Genomic DNA, 16,108 nt, shown 5'->3' with positions numbered 1-16,108 from the left:
CTGGCCATCGACCAGATCGTCTGCACGGCCGCCGCCCTGGCACCGGAAATCCCTGCCGGCCAGGTCACCGTCGTCGGCGCCGGGCAGGACAGCGGACCCCGAAGCTGCCCGAGGTAATGCTGGGCGGCTCGTGACGGGGGAGCGAGCACGGTGATCAGCCGGCAAGCGCCGCCAACTCCCGCGCGTAATCACGGGGCCGGTCGTGCAGGTCGAGCAGGCGGCGGTGCATCCGCGCGAGCGGTTCCAGCGAGAAGCCGGTGTCCCGCCACGCCTCGAACGTGATGCCGATGCCCAGGTCAACGCAGAACTGCACGTTACGATCCTCGTGCTCGCCGTACCCCTCCAGGCAGATGATCGGCGTCGCCGCGGTGAACGCATCGAGGATCGTGCCTCCGCCCAGCTTGGCCATGATCGCCACGGCGTGCCTGGTCAGGTCGAGTGCCTGGTGATGGTCCTCGGCCTGCTCGTACACGGGGGGCGCGCCGGCGACGATCTCGCCGAAGGGCGGGAAGCCGTCGTCGTGCCAGGGATTCCAGGACGGATCCATCATGAAGCGACGCGAGCCGGGAGCGAGGTCGGGAGCCTCGCCGACGTCGCGCACCACGAGGTCGAGGGGCAGGCCTGCGGCGTTCAGCTCGGCGGCCCGCTCCAGGTACGTGCCCATCGACCAGCCGCCGCCGTGCGCCAGGACACGCCTGTCCCGATCCTCCCAGCGCAGCGGCGGCTCGGTGGTGGCCCTGATCGTCCAGGGGATGTCGTTGCCGGCGGAGTCGAACAGCCACACCTCCCGATGCCTGTCCAGCGACTCGGCCCGGCGGGCGAAGGACGGCGAGTTGGCCGAGTCGGCGTGGCACACGTCAACGGGTACGGCCCCGAACTCCTCCGCGTAACTCTCCACGACGGGCAGCCAGAGACCGCTGAAGACGACGAAACGGTGGACCGCGCCGTCATGCCAGCGCTTCTTCGCCGATTCGATCAGCATCGGGTCGAAGGCGTCCGACAGGTTGCGGAAAAGGCGCTGGCCGACCCGGGCGAGACGGAAGTCCCGCTGGTACGCCTCCTTGCTCGCGGAGATCCTGTCGCGCCGTTCGGGCTGCCAGAAGGCCTCGGCCAGGAAGACCTCGCCGGACGCCCCGAGCTCCTTGAGCCGCCGCCTGAGCAGCAGGCCGGTGACGTGGGCGCCGAGCCCCGGGCCGCCTGTCAGGATCGCGATCATGCCAGGGCGTTGACATGCGACAGGACGAAACCGCAGAAGGCGCGGATGGAGTACAGACCCTCGATGTCCAGCCGGTCGAAGTCGAGCTCGACGTTGAACCTCTCCTCGACCATGAACAGGAAGTTGATCAACTGGATGGAGTCCATGCCCAGCTCGCGGATGATGTCCGCGTCGTCGCCGAGCTCCTCCGCGGCCCAGTCGTCGCCCAGGGCCTCGGCCAGCATCGACTTGATCTGCGGCAGGAGGTCGTCCATCTCGTTCACACTCCGTTTTCGTAGAGCGATGAGCACTTCGAGCAGACGGGCATCAGGCCCGTCGCGCGCAGCGTGGTGCGCACCCGGCGGAAGGCGGGGCTGTGCCAGACCTCCGCCAGTGTCCCGTCCCTGATGTCCCCGACGATGAACTCGGGGAAGAACTTGCACGAGCTGACCTTGCCGTCGGCGTGCACCTCCAACCGGCTGGAGACCGCCAGGCAGGTGGACTTGCCCGCGACCAGCCGGCTGCGGCCGAGGGCGAAGTCGGTGACGTCGTCGAGCGTCACCTCGGGCGTGTAGCGGATCCAGGGCTTCCACACGCGTCCGGCGAGCCTTCTCATCGACTCCAGCAGGACGGGGATGTTGTCCGGTTCGAGGTGGTAGGTGTAGGAGTGCCAGGTGGCCTGCCCGGGCGGGGGCGGCGGGTTGAGCCAGGCGAAGTCGCGCGCGTACACCTCGTCCATCCGCGCGGCGGCCTCGGGAGTGATCCACCAGGGCAGCTGGAAGAAGACCGAGTGGAGCTCCAGCTCCTCGGCCCACTCCATGAACTCGTACAGGCGGCCCGCCGTCGCGTTGCTGACCATGGAGTTGACGGTGACCTCGCCCTGATAATCCCCGCTCCTGCGCAGGTCGAGCAGGGTCTTGAGGTTGCGTTCCGTCCTGGAGAACGACCTCGGCCCGCGCAGCGCCTCGTGGTCGGCTTCGAGCCCGTCGAGGCTGACCGTCAGGTTGAGGTTGCTGCCGAGCTTGAGCAGGTGCTCTAGGTTGCGCTCGATGAGCAGGCCGTTCGTGCAGATGTTGACCTTGCGGGGGTAGCGGAGAAGGAGCTCGACCAGTTCGGGCAGGCGGCGGTACATCAGCGGCTCGCCGCCCCACAGCCAGGTCTTGGGCCTGGTCGCGTCCGTCTCGCGGAGCAGCCGTTCGAGCACCTCGATGTCCAGCTCGGCGGTGACCCGGTCTCTGCTGTAGTCGCGCAGGAAGCCCTGGTCGTTCCACTGGAAACAGTGGTCGCAGCGCAGGTTGCAGGAGTAGGTGAGCTGCAGGCTGAGCTCGCCGGGCAGGTCGGTCGCATAGCCGGGATCGGCTCCGACCCCCCTCTTGGTCCGCGACCGCACCGTGAGCTTGCGCCGGACGTCGGCGAACTCGGCCGGGGTCAGCGTCCTGCTGGATCGATTCTCCGTCAGCTTTCTTTCCACCTTGGTCATCTCCCTGCGCGGTTCAGCGGATCAGCTGTTCGAGGAGCACTTTCACGACGCGGTCATGGCGGTCGGCGTCATCGAATCCACGGGGCTTCTCCTCGATGATCATGATCAGGTAGAGGTAGGTCCGGTAGAGGGCGAGCCGGGTGAGCGCGCTCCCGGTGAGCTCGAGGCGCCCGCCGGCCTGCCGGTAGCCCCGCAGCAGGTCCGGGTCGTGCTCGGCTCGGCCGTACACGTCGAGGGAGACGAAGTCGGCCAGCGGATCCCCCCAGAACGCCCGTTCGTGATCGATCAGCGCCGCGATGCGCGGCGGCCGGCGGTCGAGGTCCAGCAGGATGTTGCCGGGCCACAGGTCGAAATGGACCAGCGCGGGCTCGGTGACCTCGTCGAGCGCGCCGGCGTCGGCCCGTACGGCACGCGCGATCTCGTCGGCCGGCCAGGGAAGGTCGGCGTCGAACCGGACGGCGTCGGCGAGGAGGCCGTCGACCATGGCCAGGAAGGCCTCCCGCCAGGTGGCGGCCCTCATCCCGGGCAGATGCGGGTAGCCGAACTCCGTCCCCTTGATGCCATGCAGCGCGGCGACGTACTGCCCGAGCGTGGAGCGCAACTGCCGGGACTCCTCCTCGGCCAGCCGCTCGGCCGCGTCCGACCAGGGGACTCCCTCGACCGCGGTCATGATCAGATGCGGTACGGGGCCATCGAGGCAGGCGTGGAGCAACCGGGGCTGCGGGACGCCGGCCCCCTCGGAGAGGGGGTAGAACAGCGCCTCCGTCCGGATGATGTCCCGCTCGTAGGCGAGGAGTCCGGCATCGCCGGGAGGGCTGAGCTTGAGGACGACCTCGGAACCGTCGTCCAGCCGGACGCGCCACAGCGCGGCGAACGTACCCGCTCCCAGCTCTCGCGCGGCGACGGCGCGGCGTCCGAGGGCGCGCTGGACGAGCCCCTCGACCTCGGCCTCGGGCAGGCGCCTCTTGGTGTGCGCGTCCATCAGTGATCACCGCTGTCCAGCAGCTTGCCCAGCAGGTCCAGGCTCCCGAGGACCGCGGACGTCTCCAGGCCGAAGTCGATGAGGCAGGCGATCTCGTCCACGCCGATCGCCGCCAGCCGGCGGACCCGTTCCGCCGCGACGGCCGGCTCGCCCAGCAGGCCCGCCTCGTCGAAGAACCGTTTGACGGCCCTGCGCGTCATGAACTCGACGCCCTTGGGACCGAGCGCGGCGGGGTCGACGTTGCGCGCCGAGCCGGCGCTCGAACCGAGGTGCAGGCCGACCGAGCTCCGGACGTACGCCGTCAGCGCCTCCCGCACCGCGTCGGTCGGCGGCCCGAGGTGGGTGTGCAGCATCACCACCACGTCACCGGGCCTGCCGTCGAGTCCCGCGCGGTATTCCTTGATCTTGAGTGCCAGCTCGTCGACGCTCTGGCTGAGCAGGTTGGTCAGGACGCCGACGCCGAGGGTGCCGGCCGTGCGGAACGTCCCGACGCTGCCGGAGCTCGTCAGCCAGACCGGGAGCTCCGGCTGGACGGGAGGCGGGAAGATGCGGACCCGCTGTTCCTCGCCCACCCCGGTGACGACGCTCACCTCCTCCCCCCGCCACAAGCGGCGGACCTGTTCCAGCGTCTCGACGGTGACGCGGGTCCTGTCGGCGTACCTGTCGGGGTTGAAGGCGAAGTCCACCGCGTGCCACCCGGAGGCGAAGGACACCCCCACCCGCCCGCCGGACAGGTTGTCGACCACGGCCCAGTCCTCCGCGATGCGGATCGGGTGATGCAGCGGGGCGACCACGCTGCCGGCGCGGACGGCCACGCGTTCGGTGACCGCGGCGACGGCCGCGCCGGTCACCGCGGAGTTCGGATAGAGCCCGCCGAACGCGTGGAAATGCCGCTCCGGCGTCCACACGGCCGTGAAGCCGTGCGCGTCCGCGTAGCGTGCCCCCTCCAGGAGCAGCTCGTAGCGGTTGGCGGAAGGCTGCGTGCTGTCGTCGGCGAAGTAGAACAGACTAAAACGCATCGGCTCTTTCTCTTCCGCGGGTCTTCTCCGGAGGCTGGGGCAGCCGGGGGCGGTCGACCTTCCCGCTCAAGGTCCGTGGCAGCTCGTCGAGCCACACGAACACGGTGGGGACGACGCTCGGCGGGAGATGCTCGCGCAGATGGCGCAGCACCTCCTGCTCGTGGCGGCCGTCATCGGCGGCCACGTACGCGCAGAGCTTCTCATCCACGAGGACGACGTGGGCGTCGTGGACCCCGGGGGAGCGCATGAGCACGTTCGCCACGTCGTCGAGCTCGATGCGCACGCCGTTCACCTTGACCTGCCGGTCGCGTCTGCCCAGGAGCTCCAGGGAGCCGTCCGGCCGGAACCGCCCGAGGTCGCCCGTCCGGAACCGGTGCGGATCGGACGGGTCGAAGCCGCCCTGCCGTCCTCCGAGGTAGCCGTGGAGCGGGAACGGCGTGCGCAGCTCGACCTCGCCCGACTCCAGGAGCCGCACCGTCACACCTGGGAGGGGTTCGCCGACGGGGACCGATTCCGCCGTCGCGTCTGCGGCGGTGATCCGGTGGAAGAGCTTGGTCATCGTGGTCTCGGTGGGGCCGTAGAGGTTGATCAGCTCCTTCTCCGTCCCGAAGAGCTCCTGCCAGGAGCGGACGTCGGAGGGACGTACCGGCTCTCCCGCCAGCAGGACGGCGTGCAGTTCGCGCAGCGACCCGGGTGTCAGGTCCGCCGCTCGGAGGGTGCGGAAAACCGTGGGGACGCAGTGGAGGATCTGCACGCGGTTGGTCTCCAGCCAGTGGGCGAGCCCCTGGCCGCTGCGGGCGCTCTGCGGGGCCACGACCATCGTCCCGCCGGAGCACAGCGGGACGAAGGCGTCGCGCAGGAAGGCGTCGAACCCGGCGGAGGCGAGCGAGGAGACACGCGTCCCCCTGCCCGCGCCCACGAGGTCGATCTCCCAGGTGACGAAATGCGTGATCGCCGGGAGGCTTCCCACGACCCCCTTCGGCCGGCCCGTGGTTCCCGAGGTGAAGTAGACGTAGCCGGGGCCGTCCGGCTCGCCGGGGTCCCATCGTGCCGGATCCACCGCGTGATCTCGTACGTCCCGGGCGTCCAGGGTCCGGAACCCTTTCCTGCCGGTTCCGGCCAGGACCGGAGCTCCGGCCCGGTCGACGACGACGGCTCCCGGCCGCAGGTCGTCGATGGCCATGGCCAGCCGCGCGGGCGGCGTTCGTACGTCCACCGGAGCGAACACGCGGCCGCAGGCCATGGCCGCGAGCATCGCGGCGACGGTCTCCACCGGATCGGCGCACGCGATGAGCACCGGGTCGCCGCCTGGGACGGTGTCGAGTTCCGCCAGGTGTCCCGAGGCCCGGACCGCGAGGTCGTGGTAGGTGGCGACCCGCTTCCTGCCGTGGATCGCGATGTCCTGGGGATGGGCCCGAACGTGGCGCATCCACCGGCCGACGACGCCGGTCATCCCGGCTGCCCTGTCGTACGGCCCGCGCCTTCCGCCACCACGGGGCGGCCCAGCCAGGCGTCCAGGTCGCTCACGTCGTCCGGGGCATGATCGCAGAGCACATAACGGCGGGGCGTCATCGCGGTGGGACGGCGGCGCAGGCCCTCCATGCAGAGCGCGTGCGCCTCCTCGGCGGATCGGACCCGCGGGCCACGGGCGAGGAAGGCCACCAGCGGCTCACCCCGGACCTCGGGGAAGACCCGGGCGGGAAGCGGCGTGAGGACCTCGTCCAGGAGTCGCTGCACCTCGCCGACCTGGATCCAGCACGAGTCGACCAGCAGCCAGTCGCCGTCCCGTGGAAGCGGGCCCAGCCCGGTGACCTCGTCCATCCGCGGGCGGCTCAGATCCTCCGAGGCCGCCGACAGGAGGAGGCGCTCGATCGCCAGCAGGATCCGTTCGAGCTCGTCCCTGGGGACCCGGTCCAGGTGGCCGGTCCACAGCCGCAGGCGGAGCGTCTCCTCCGCGGCGAACAGGTCGAACCTGAGCATGACGTCGGTCTCCACCATCGGTGTCCAGGTGAGAGCGGTCTCGGCCGGCGCTTCCGGAGGCTGGGAGTCGATCCGGCCCACCACGAGATTGTTGAACAGGGGCTCGAAGCAGAAGCGGACACCTCGCCGGTGCTCGGCTCGTTCGGAGATCTGCGAGCGTTTCTCGACGTCGTAGATCCCGTGCTTGCCCGCCTTCACGGTCGCCAGCCAGGCCTGGTGGACACATCTGTCGAAACTCATGGATTCCAGGTCCACGCGCATGAGGGCCGACTGCACCAGAGTCCCGAGGTAGCCCGCCGAACGGCTGTCGTACCGGTTGCTGGAGAGCGTCAGGAAGTCACCGGCGCAGTGCCCGGTGCGCTGGGAGAGCACGGCGCAGATGGCGGCCAGGACGATCGCCGGGCGGCCGAATCCGACGCGCGCCTCTATCTCGGCCAAGGCCGTGGCCGCCGCCTGCGAGCACAGTTCGGCGGCGACCGAGTCGCGCGGCGAGCCCGTGGAGGCGGCCGTGTAGAGGTGGTGCGGCGCCCGGTTCAGCACGCTCTCCCACAGCGCCAGAGCGCTCGCCGTACGGCGCGCCAGCGGCGGACGCCGCTCGGCCCAGGCCTGGTCCAGCGGCTGATGACGGGCCTGCCCGATCTCACGCTCCGCGGGGTGGCGCACCAGGTGCGCGAACTCGCGGCCGAAGACGGCGAGGCCGAGGAAATCCGCGGTCAGATGGGAGAGGTCCATGACGCCGGCGAGTACCTTGCCGCCGCGCGTGGCCAGGGCGACGCGCAGCGGATGCGTCTTGGGACTGTACGGCGGGCGCGTGTCCAGGAGGGTTCCGAGCTCCGCCGCCAATGCGGCGGACTCCACCGGCCCGGCGCCGGCGTCGAAGCGGTGGATGATCAGCTCACCCGCCGCGGCGACCCGCTGGGCCGGGGGAGGGCCGGCCGCGTAGGTGGAGCGCAGCCCCTCATGACGGGCCAGCAGAACGGCGAAGGTCTCGGTGACGTCGTCCAGCTCGGTGCCCTCGGGCAGCTCCAGCGCCCACCGCATCCAGCCGTGCGAATCAGGAAAACCGTCCAGCCAGCGCAGGATGTTCAGCTGGCCGAGGGTCAGCGGCCCGTCACCGGCGCGATCGCCCTGGAAGGAGACGGCGATCGGTTCGCACTCCGTCAGCGTGAGCTCGTGAGTGAGCGCGGTGAAGACATTCGGCATCGACGCAGATCACCCTCGCAGACACGTGCTTCGCGTGGACCGAAGGACCTTGTTCCTCTGCATTCAGCCCATCGCAGAGCCCAAGCTGCCGAAAATTTCGGACTGCCCCCGATAAGCTAGCCGGAGCGTATGTGAGCATTTTTTGATCGTCAAGAGCCATCGGAAGCCTTGTCAAGGACATGGAGCGGGTGCCGCCGCACGGGAAAGCTCCATTGACCGACCCGCGGAATCGGACATACGCTGCGCAAGATTTCGCGAGGGAATGGAAAGTTTTCGTCGGCCTTGCCTGAGGGATGCCCATGCGAGAAAGGCTGGACCTGCTGAGGCTCTTCCGCTACGCGGGCCCGGCGGTGTCCATCGCGTTGACCGTGATGGTTCTCATCGATGCGGTGGTGCCCGCGGGCATCGCGATCGCCGTCCAGGAACTGGTGGCGGCGGACGGCCGATCCGCACTCGCGCCGGTGCTGCTCATGAGCGGCGTGGTCCTGGCCGGGCAGCTGGCGCTGGCGTTCCGGCTCCCCGTGGGACGGCTGGCGGCCGACCGCATCGACGGCGCGCACCGCACGCGGATCGCCGCCCTGGTGATGGGCGTGCCGACCGTGGACGTGGCCGAGAGGCAGGACGTCCAGGACCGGGTGAAGACGACCACGGCGGAGCCGCGGGACTGGGTCGACAGGACGTCGGGCGACGGCGCCGTGAGCCAGCTGGAGCTGGTGGGCCATGCCGTCGGGATGGCGTCGTCCGCGGTGGTGCTGGCCTGGTGGTCGTGGTGGCTGGTGCCGGCGACGGTCATCCCGGCGGTGTGCTTCCGCATGATGCACGGCCGCCAGTGGGTCCGGCATTTCCGGATCTGGGTGGAAGGCGTCCTGTACCACCGGCGGTGGAAGTACTGGGGCGAGGTCGCCACCACGCCGGCGGCGGGCCGGGAGCTGCGCGTCTTCGGAGCGGGCGAATGGCTGCTCGGGCACTACACGCGTGACATGCGCACCCACGTGGACCCCGTGTGGGAGGACGATCGGCGGGTGCTGCGCCAGTTGTGGCTGGCGCTGCTCCTCCCGCTGGCCGGATGCACCGTGGCCTTCACCTGGGTGGCCCTCGGCACGGCCGCCGGCCAGGGCACCATCGCGCTGGAGGTGGCCGTGGTCACCGCGGCCTGGTCGGTGTTCAGCGTGGCCATCAGGACCGACGACGTGATCTCCCTGGAAGGGGCCCGGCCGGTCAGGCGGGCCGCCGGTGAGCTGGAGCGGATCAACCCCGCGCCGATCCCCCTGCGCGCGCACGCCGAAACCCCCGCGGGCCCGCCGCCGCAGCTGCGCTTCGAGAACGTACGCTTCGGCTACCCGGGCCGGCAGGTGCTCAACGGCGTCGACCTGGAGATCAGGCCGGGGGAGTCGCTGGCGCTGGTCGGGCTCAACGGCGCGGGCAAGTCGACGCTGACCAAGCTGCTGGCCGGGCTGTACCGGCCCGACTCGGGCAGGATCCTCGCCGACGGGACGGACATCGCGGACATCCCCGACTGGCAGTCCCGGCTGAGCGTGGTGTTCCAGGACTTCCTGAAGTACCCCCTCTCCCTGCGCGACAACATCGCCCTCGGGGCCGCCGACCCCGATCTGCTCTCCGGCGTCGTCCGGGACGCCGGGCTGGTCCCCGTGGTGAGCCGGTTGTCCGGCGGGTACGACACGCCGCTGTCGCGCAGCCGTACCGCGGGGGTGGACCTGTCGGGCGGCCAGTGGCAGCAGGTCGCGCTCGCCCGCGCGCTCTACGCCACCCGCCGGGGGGCCAGGATCCTGGTGCTGGACGAGCCCACGGCCCACCTGGACGTCCGCACCGAGCACGACCTGTTCCAGCGGCTGCCGGACATCACCGAGGGGATCAGCGTGGTGCTGATCTCGCACCGCCTCTCGACGGTACGGCAGGCGGACCGGATCGTGCTGCTCGACGGCGGCCGGATCACCGAGTCCGGGACGCACGAGGAGCTCATGGCCGAGGGCGGGCAGTACGCCACCATGTACGCGCTTCAAGCCCAGCGCTTCAGCCAGGGATACGACGACCGGCTGGACGAAGGAGATCTCGCGTGAGGGAGTACGCGCGCCTGTGGCGTGAGCTGATCGTGCTGTGCCGGCAACGCCATCCCGGGGCGACGGCCTTCCTGATCGGCTGGCACGTGGCCTCGACGGTCATGTTCGCGGCGGTGGGGCTCACGCTGCGCGCGCTGGTGGAGGCCACCCAGGCGGGCACCGCCACCGCGATAGGCGTGGCGGCGCTGGGCGCCGCGCTGGTGCTCACCCTCAACCTCGGCGTCGAGCACATCGCCTACCTGCGGACCATCCACCTGGTGGAGCGGATCAGCCTGACCGAGGTGGAGCCCCGGATCCTGCGCGCCTGCGCCGAACTGCCGCAGGTGGGACATCTGGAGGAGCCCGAGTTCCTGGACCGGGTCACCACGTTGCGCGGCCAGTCCGGCGCGGTGGTGGACTGGGCGTGGGCGGTCCTTCAGGCCGTCGCCGCCACGATCGGACTGCTGGTGGCGCTCGCGGTGCTGGGTGGCGTGAACCCCTGGCTGCTCGCGCTGCTGCCGTGCGCCGCCGTACAGCTGGCCATGGAACGGCACGGCCGCAAGAAGATCGCCGAAGAGGACCTGGAGTCGGCCGAGGACCTGCGCCTCCACCGGGACCTGTACGACGACATCTGCGTGAACCCGGCCGCGCTGAAGGAACTGCGCGTCTACGGCGCGGCGGCGGAGGCGCTCAAGCTGCAGGCCGAAGCCTGGGACCGGGTGACGCGCTCACGCGCCCGCGCCGCCCTGGTCGCCGCCGGCTGGTCGTCGGCGGGCTGGCTGGTCTTCGGCGCCGGTTTCACCCTGGCGATCTTCCTGGTCACCGCGTCGGGCCACCCGGGGGACATCATCCTGGCCGTCTCCATGGGCGTCCAGTTCCGCAACGTGGTCGAGCACGCGCTGCACCGATCCATGCAGGTCGGCGGGTACCGCCGGCTGCTGCGGCCCTACCTGTGGCTCATGGAGTACGCCCGGACGCACCGCGACACCGCCGACGCGGCCCCGCCCGTCCGGCTGCGGCGCGGGATCGAGCTGCGGAACGTGTCCTTCACCTACCCCGGGACCACCGAGCCCGTCCTCGAGGACCTGTCCGTGCACCTGCCCGCCGGAGCGGTGGTCGCGGTGGTCGGCGAGTACGGTTCAGGCAAGACCACGCTGGTCAAGCTCCTGGCGAAGATGTACGCCCCCGACTCGGGCAGCATCCTTGTCGACGACGTGGAGCTGTCGGCCCTGGACACCGCCGGCTGGCGGGCCTCGATGAGCGCCGCCTTCCAGGACTTCGGCCGCTACTGCACCACCTTCGAGGACTCCGTCCTGATGGGCGGCCGGGGCGATCTGAACTCCACGGTGCGCGACGCCGACGCCGGAGAACTGGTCTCCCGCCTGCCAGACGGCCCCGCCACCGAGCTCGGCCGCCGCTTCGGCGGGATCGAGCTGTCGGAGGGCCAGTGGCAGAAGGTGGCGCTCGCCCGCTCCGGCGCACGGGCCCGGCCCCTGCTGTTCGTCCTGGACGAGCCCACCGCCTCCCTGGACGCCCCGAGCGAGCACGCCATCTTCGGCCGCTACGCGCGGCGTTCCCGCGAACTCGCGGCCTTGAACGGAGCGATCAGCGTCATCGTCTCCCACCGTTTCTCCACCGTGGCCGACGCCGACCTCATTCTGGTGATGGCGGCGGGAAAGCTGGTGGAGTGCGGCAGGCATGACGAACTGCTCACCCGGAACGGCATGTACGCGGACCTCTACGGTATTCACGCCGCCGCGCACGCCTGAGCTTCTTCAGAAACGGTAATAGCGGTCGATGACGCTTCGATAGTAGGTCGGCGAGAAACCCATCCGGGCCGTGGACGGCGCGTGCTGCGCCATTCTCTTCGTCGAGACGTTGTAGTCGTTGGCCGGGGTGTCGACATAGACCTTGGTGACGGCCCGGCCGGACAATGTCAGCAGATAGGAGACGATTTCCTCGGCGGTCACCGGATGGCCCGAGGCGATATTGACCGTCGCGTGACGAAGGCCGCAGGAGAGGAGTTCGGCGGCGATGGTCACGAGGTCCGCGACGTCGATGAGATCGCGGCGCGCTCCCCGGTAGACGGTCACCACACCCTCGTTGACCTGGGAAACCAGTGCGGGCAGCAGCTGATGCCGCCGTTGGTGGGGCCCGACGACCTCCGTCACCCGGAGGATGAGATGGTCCACCCCGGACGCCCGTATCGCTTTCTCCATCTCCACCTTGTGGCGCCCGTACGCGGTGGTGGGATGGACCGGGTCCTCTTCCGAACGCGGCGATCCGTCGCCGTTCCCGTAGAGATGCGCCGACGCCGTGGAGAAATAGAGGAGCCGGCGGGCGTCGCCCATCGCCTCATGGAGCAGAGCGGCTTCCCGGTGAAACTCCGTTGCTTCGGTGGTGGTCGACCGCGACACCCCGGCGGCGAACACCACCGTGCCGTCCATCTTCATCGGTGAATTGGCGAACGCCCGGGCAATCATTCCGTCGCCGACGACCTCCATGGAAATCTATTCTGGTATGAAGAGTGGCATTCGGCGAGGTTTCTCGACCCGGATTCACGGCGTTGTTTCCTGTTTCTCGTCAGAGAGTCGTTCTCCGCAGGTCGGGCAGTCGGGCCGCTTCGGGATGGGCCGCGAGCGGATCTCCAGCGGCCAGAAGTCCACCTCGCTCCACCGCCCGCTCAGCGCCGGGGGCAGCCCCGTCAGGACCCGGATCGCCTCCCAGGCCAGAATCGTGCCGACCAGCCCGCACAGCGCCCCGATGGCGCCCGCCTTCTGCCTCTTGCCGACCAGCGACTCCATCCGGCCGCGCCCGTGGTCGGCGAAGGTCTCGGCGCGGACGCAGGTCCAGCACGCGGTCTCCCCGGGCAGGACCGTCGTGCCGAGCACCCCGATGTGGTACGCGTACCCGGTGCCCAGGATGTGCGGCACGTCCGGCCAGCAGGCCTCGCTGACCCAGGTGGACGTGTCGTTGGGCGTGGGCAGGTCGATCGCGTTGATCACGATGTCCGCGCCGTCCACCAGGTCGGCGAGGTCAGCGGCGGAGGTGACGCGCCGGTCGAACGTCTCGACCGTGACGAAGGGATTGGCGGCCCGCAGCCTGGCCGCGGCCGCCTCGACCTTGGACGCTCCCACGTCGGCGACGCAGAACAGGGTCTGCCGGGTCAGGTTCGACGGCTCGACCCGGTCGAAGTCACATAAGCGGATGGTGCCGACGCCCGCGTTCGCCAGGGAGAGCGCGACCCAGCCGCCGAGCCCGCCGACCCCGCACACCACCGCGGTCGAGCGGTCGACGCGCTCCTGCAACTGCACGCCGCTGGAAAGGTCGGTGAGGCCCTGGTCGCAGAAATCCTGGAGCAGCCGCAATTGGCGGTCGTAGAATTGGGCGCGATCGTCGCCGAGCCGCGCGAACGACCCCTCGAGGTGACCGACCCGGCTCAGCAGCCTCTCTTCCGTGAGGATTTGCAGCACCTCGCCGAGCGGCTGCGAGTCACCGACGGACCGCTCGATCTCGGCATATGTACGAGTGCCGTCCAGAAGTGTTATCACCCGTTTCACAAAGGCGTCGGCGGCGAATCTCTTCACCGTTCTGTCCGCCGTGCAGAGGAAGAGCAGTTCGTCGCCCTCGGTCTGGACGATCACGCTTTCCCGCAGGCGGGGGCGCCAATCCGTCACGTGTTCCTCCGAGTGCGGGTGAGGTGAAAACACCTCACCCGCACGCTGTCAGTTGCCGGCGGAATTCGACGCGGTGACGGCGCCGACGCGCATGCTCGTCTCTTCGAGCTTCACCATGACAGGACGTCTTCGCATGGCCCCACCTTACGTCCGGACGGATTCCTTCACTGCATTCTCTCCAGGACAGAATTTTTTACAAGGGAAACTCGGACAACTCCTGAATCGCCTGGTCGAGGTCGTCGGCGACGCCGCCTTCGTACAGCTGGACGTAAAGCTCGTCGGGGCCGCGGCCATATCTGCGTATCTGGCGGGCCCGCACGCGCAGGCGCGCCTGCGCCTCGCGGACGATCTCCTCGGGGCCGCCGCGCCAGCCGTACTCCTCGAGGAACAGGCGCAGCCGCTCCGGCTGGGCGGCCTCGTCGCGGAATCCGTCGGCCGTCGCCGCGCGCCGGGCGTACAGCGGCACCCAGGCGATGGCCACCCACGCCACGTCCGAGTCCGGTGTGACCGGCCCGGCGAAGTCCCAGTCGAAGAAGCCGGTCAGCCTGCCCTCGTGCCACGCGGCGTTGAACGGCCCGGCGTCGTTGTGCGCGATGATCGTTCCCGGGGTCCAGGACCCGCCGAGCCGCCAGCGCGCCGTGGGAGCGGGCACGTAGTCGGCCACGGCCTCGTGGTAGTCGCGCAGCCAGCGGGCCACCTGGACCAGCGCGTCCTCGCTCCACGCCCACGCGGGCCACGGCGGCGCGCCGGCGATCTCGCCCACCAGGTAGGTGAGGATCTCCCGGCCCTCCGCGTCCACGCCCAGGACGCGGGGAGCGCCGCCGAACCCCTTGCGCTCCAGGTGCCGCAGGAGCTCGTGAACCGACGCCGACCACGCGCGCACCGGCCGCCGCACCGTGGCGCCGATCCGCACCACGGCCTGGTCGTTGCCGCCCATGAGCCGGTCAGCGGCCATGGCCGTCCCGGGTCGCGAGCTGGGCGGCGAGTGCGCGTACGGTATCCGGGCGGGGGTGACGGCTGGGAACGGCCGGCCAGATCTGCCGCAAAATCCCCATATCACCGGTCCCCGGGTCAGCCACGTGTCGGCCAGCGATCTCCACCCTAATTTTCTCGCCCGAGGCTGTCCATGATCCCGTGAAGGGCGCGATGACATGCGATCATCGGCGCTATGACGTCCCCCCTTGATCAGCGCGGCCGCCGGACCGGCGCCGTCGGCTTCTCCGTCGTGTGCGTGGCGGCCCTCACCGGTTACGGGCTGTTGGCGTGGAGCGTCTACGCGCGGGAGTGGATGACCACGGCGCTGATCATGGGCAGCGTCATCGCGGCCGTGGCCCTCCCTGCCGCCGGCATCGCCGTCGGGGCAGCCGTCACCGCAGGGCGGCCTCGTGACACGCGGATCTCAGGGTTAGAGTCTGCCGGATCATGAAATATCACGGAGAAGGCGGATATGTCGGCTATCGAGCAGCTGAAGTTAACCGACCCTGACCTGGCGGAACACCTGCGCAAGAGCATGGCCGAAGTGGAGGCCAGGTTGCACGTGGCAGCCGCGGAATCGCCCGACCCCCTGGTGAGCCAGACCGCCGGCTACCTCCTGGGCGCGGGCGGCAAGCGGTGGCGCCCGCTCCTGGTGCTGCTGGGCGCCCAGTTCGGCGACCCGGAGCGCGACTCGGTGCTGGACGCGGCCGCGGTCGTCGAGCTCGTCCATGCCGCCTCGCTGTACCACGACGACGTGATGGACGAGGCGCCGCTGCGCCACGGGGTGCCCAGCGCGCACACCCGCTGGAACAACAAGATCGCGATTCTGGCCGGCGACCACCTGGTCGCCCGCGCCGCCACGCTCAGCCTGGGCCTGGACGAGCAGGCGCGCCGCGCCCAGGCGGAGGCGTTCGAGCGGCTGGTGATGGGGCAGATCAGGGAGGTGGCGGGCCCGCGTCCCGGCCAGGATCCCGTCGCGCACCACCTGGAGGTGGTACGCGACAAGTCCGCCTCCCTCATTGCGCTGTCCGTACGGCTGGGCGGCATCTGCGCGGGCGCCGACGCCGGCACGGTCGCGGCGCTGGGGGAGTACGGCGAAGCGCTCGGCGTGGCCTTCCAGCTGTCCGACGACCTGATCGACATCGTCTCCGGCGCGGACAGGGCGGGCAAGGCGGCGGGGACCGACCTGCGCGCCGGCGTGCTGACCCTGCCCGCCCTGCTGGCGCTGCGCGAGGGCGGACGGCTCGGCGAGCTCCTGGCCGCCGGCCCGCTCCAGGACGCCGAACTGCACGCCGAGGCGCTGGAGCTGTTGCGCTCGTCGGCGGGCCTGGCCGCCGCCGGGTCGGAGGCGGCCAGGTATGCGGCCGAGGCGCGCTCGGCCGCCGGGCGGCTCCGTGACTGCCCGGCCAAGCAGGTCCTGGAGGCCCTGTGCGAGCTGGTGTCCTCCCGCGCGGCCTGACAGCAGCCCGCGAACGCCCACCCGGGGCAGCCGGTAGGCGAGCAGGTCGGGCGTGGCGGAGGCCTGATCGACCGTCCAGAC

Annotated in this window: 14 protein-coding genes; 4 read left to right on the top strand and 10 right to left on the bottom strand. The window is 70.4% G+C overall.

The genetic code is table 11. The features are described 5' to 3' along the window. Nucleotides 1–154: 154 nt before the first annotated feature. From ACWEPL_RS62240 to ACWEPL_RS62210, 7 genes are read right to left on the bottom strand one after another with little or no spacing between them, the layout of a single operon-like run. Nucleotides 155–1,216 (bottom strand): hypothetical protein, encoded by a 1,062-nt coding sequence (locus ACWEPL_RS62240; protein ID WP_452442317.1) that lies wholly within the window; start codon nt 1,214–1,216, stop codon nt 155–157. Further along, nucleotides 1,213–1,470 (bottom strand): acyl carrier protein, encoded by a 258-nt coding sequence (locus ACWEPL_RS62235; RefSeq protein ID WP_355199297.1) that lies wholly within the window; start codon nt 1,468–1,470, stop codon nt 1,213–1,215. The genes ACWEPL_RS62240 and ACWEPL_RS62235 overlap by 4 nt, the downstream gene beginning before the upstream one ends. A 5-nt stretch (nt 1,471–1,475) precedes the next feature. Beyond that, entirely contained in the window at nt 1,476–2,666 is a 1,191-nt protein-coding gene (locus ACWEPL_RS62230) for a radical SAM protein (RefSeq protein ID WP_452442316.1), read from the bottom strand. A 22-nt stretch (nt 2,667–2,688) separates the two neighbouring features. Further along, nucleotides 2,689–3,657: a phosphotransferase family protein gene (locus ACWEPL_RS62225; protein ID WP_452442315.1), complete on the bottom strand. Its 969-nt coding sequence runs from the start codon at nt 3,655–3,657 to the stop codon at nt 2,689–2,691. After that, nucleotides 3,657–4,676, bottom strand: coding sequence for a MupA/Atu3671 family FMN-dependent luciferase-like monooxygenase (locus ACWEPL_RS62220; RefSeq protein ID WP_363969017.1), 1,020 nt, complete (start codon nt 4,674–4,676; stop codon nt 3,657–3,659). The genes ACWEPL_RS62225 and ACWEPL_RS62220 overlap by 1 nt, the downstream gene beginning before the upstream one ends. Beyond that, the gene (locus ACWEPL_RS62215) at nt 4,666–6,129 is read right to left on the bottom strand and encodes an AMP-binding protein (RefSeq protein ID WP_452442314.1); all 1,464 of its coding nucleotides are present in this window, start codon (nt 6,127–6,129) and stop codon (nt 4,666–4,668) included. Before ACWEPL_RS62215 ends, ACWEPL_RS62220 begins: the two co-directional genes overlap by 11 nt. Beyond that, nucleotides 6,126–7,859, bottom strand: coding sequence for a hypothetical protein (locus ACWEPL_RS62210; RefSeq protein ID WP_452442313.1), 1,734 nt, complete (start codon nt 7,857–7,859; stop codon nt 6,126–6,128). Before ACWEPL_RS62210 ends, ACWEPL_RS62215 begins: the two co-directional genes overlap by 4 nt. Before the next feature lie 299 nt (nt 7,860–8,158). On the opposite strand from ACWEPL_RS62210, the gene ACWEPL_RS62205 reads away from it, so the two are divergent. Continuing rightward, the gene (locus tag ACWEPL_RS62205; RefSeq protein WP_452442312.1) at nt 8,159–9,937 is read left to right on the top strand and encodes an ABC transporter ATP-binding protein; all 1,779 of its coding nucleotides are present in this window, start codon (nt 8,159–8,161) and stop codon (nt 9,935–9,937) included. After that, a complete protein-coding gene (locus tag ACWEPL_RS62200; protein WP_363969011.1) occupies nt 9,934–11,685 on the top strand; it encodes an ABC transporter ATP-binding protein in 1,752 nt (583 codons plus the stop codon). Before ACWEPL_RS62205 ends, ACWEPL_RS62200 begins: the two co-directional genes overlap by 4 nt. Before the next feature lie 6 nt (nt 11,686–11,691). Here the strand turns inward: ACWEPL_RS62200 and ACWEPL_RS62195 are convergent, their stop codons facing one another. The 3 genes from ACWEPL_RS62195 to ACWEPL_RS62185 form a co-directional block, all read right to left on the bottom strand. After that, nucleotides 11,692–12,420: an NAD-dependent epimerase/dehydratase family protein gene (locus ACWEPL_RS62195; protein WP_452442311.1), complete on the bottom strand. Its 729-nt coding sequence runs from the start codon at nt 12,418–12,420 to the stop codon at nt 11,692–11,694. A 54-nt stretch (nt 12,421–12,474) separates the two neighbouring features. After that, the gene (locus ACWEPL_RS62190) at nt 12,475–13,593 is read right to left on the bottom strand and encodes a HesA/MoeB/ThiF family protein (protein ID WP_452442310.1); all 1,119 of its coding nucleotides are present in this window, start codon (nt 13,591–13,593) and stop codon (nt 12,475–12,477) included. Between the two features lie 193 nt (nt 13,594–13,786). Then, entirely contained in the window at nt 13,787–14,548 is a 762-nt protein-coding gene (locus ACWEPL_RS62185) for a phosphotransferase (protein ID WP_452442309.1), read from the bottom strand. A gap of 213 nt (nt 14,549–14,761) precedes the next feature. Here ACWEPL_RS62185 and ACWEPL_RS62180 point away from each other — a divergent pair, with 213 nt between their 5' ends. After that, nucleotides 14,762–15,019, top strand: coding sequence for a hypothetical protein (locus ACWEPL_RS62180; protein ID WP_452442308.1), 258 nt, complete (start codon nt 14,762–14,764; stop codon nt 15,017–15,019). Nucleotides 15,020–15,040: 21 nt separating this feature from the next. Next, nucleotides 15,041–16,027: a polyprenyl synthetase family protein gene (locus ACWEPL_RS62175; protein ID WP_350740162.1), complete on the top strand. Its 987-nt coding sequence runs from the start codon at nt 15,041–15,043 to the stop codon at nt 16,025–16,027. Nucleotides 16,028–16,108: the final 81 nt, after the last annotated feature.

Source organism: Nonomuraea sp. NPDC004186 (assembly GCF_053603495.1).
Note: the sequence above shows the minus strand (reverse complement) of the source record. Positions and strands in the feature narration are given on the sequence as shown.

What these genes read in the sequence shown, in the direction of transcription:
- ACWEPL_RS62225 (WP_452442315.1), bottom strand. Translation starts at nt 3,657, where the DNA reads ATGGACGCGCACACCAAGAGGCGCCTGCCCGAGGCCGAGGTCGAGGGG.
- ACWEPL_RS62220 (WP_363969017.1), bottom strand. Translation starts at nt 4,676, where the DNA reads ATGCGTTTTAGTCTGTTCTACTTCGCCGACGACAGCACGCAGCCTTCC.
- ACWEPL_RS62240 (WP_452442317.1), bottom strand. Translation starts at nt 1,216, where the DNA reads ATGATCGCGATCCTGACAGGCGGCCCGGGGCTCGGCGCCCACGTCACC.
- ACWEPL_RS62215 (WP_452442314.1), bottom strand. Translation starts at nt 6,129, where the DNA reads ATGACCGGCGTCGTCGGCCGGTGGATGCGCCACGTTCGGGCCCATCCC.
- ACWEPL_RS62235 (WP_355199297.1), bottom strand. Translation starts at nt 1,470, where the DNA reads ATGGACGACCTCCTGCCGCAGATCAAGTCGATGCTGGCCGAGGCCCTG.
- ACWEPL_RS62205 (WP_452442312.1), top strand. Translation starts at nt 8,159, where the DNA reads ATGCGAGAAAGGCTGGACCTGCTGAGGCTCTTCCGCTACGCGGGCCCG.
- ACWEPL_RS62195 (WP_452442311.1), bottom strand. Translation starts at nt 12,420, where the DNA reads ATGGAGGTCGTCGGCGACGGAATGATTGCCCGGGCGTTCGCCAATTCA.
- ACWEPL_RS62175 (WP_350740162.1), top strand. Translation starts at nt 15,041, where the DNA reads ATGTCGGCTATCGAGCAGCTGAAGTTAACCGACCCTGACCTGGCGGAA.
- ACWEPL_RS62210 (WP_452442313.1), bottom strand. Translation starts at nt 7,859, where the DNA reads ATGCCGAATGTCTTCACCGCGCTCACTCACGAGCTCACGCTGACGGAG.
- ACWEPL_RS62185 (WP_452442309.1), bottom strand. Translation starts at nt 14,548, where the DNA reads ATGGCCGCTGACCGGCTCATGGGCGGCAACGACCAGGCCGTGGTGCGG.
- ACWEPL_RS62180 (WP_452442308.1), top strand. Translation starts at nt 14,762, where the DNA reads ATGACGTCCCCCCTTGATCAGCGCGGCCGCCGGACCGGCGCCGTCGGC.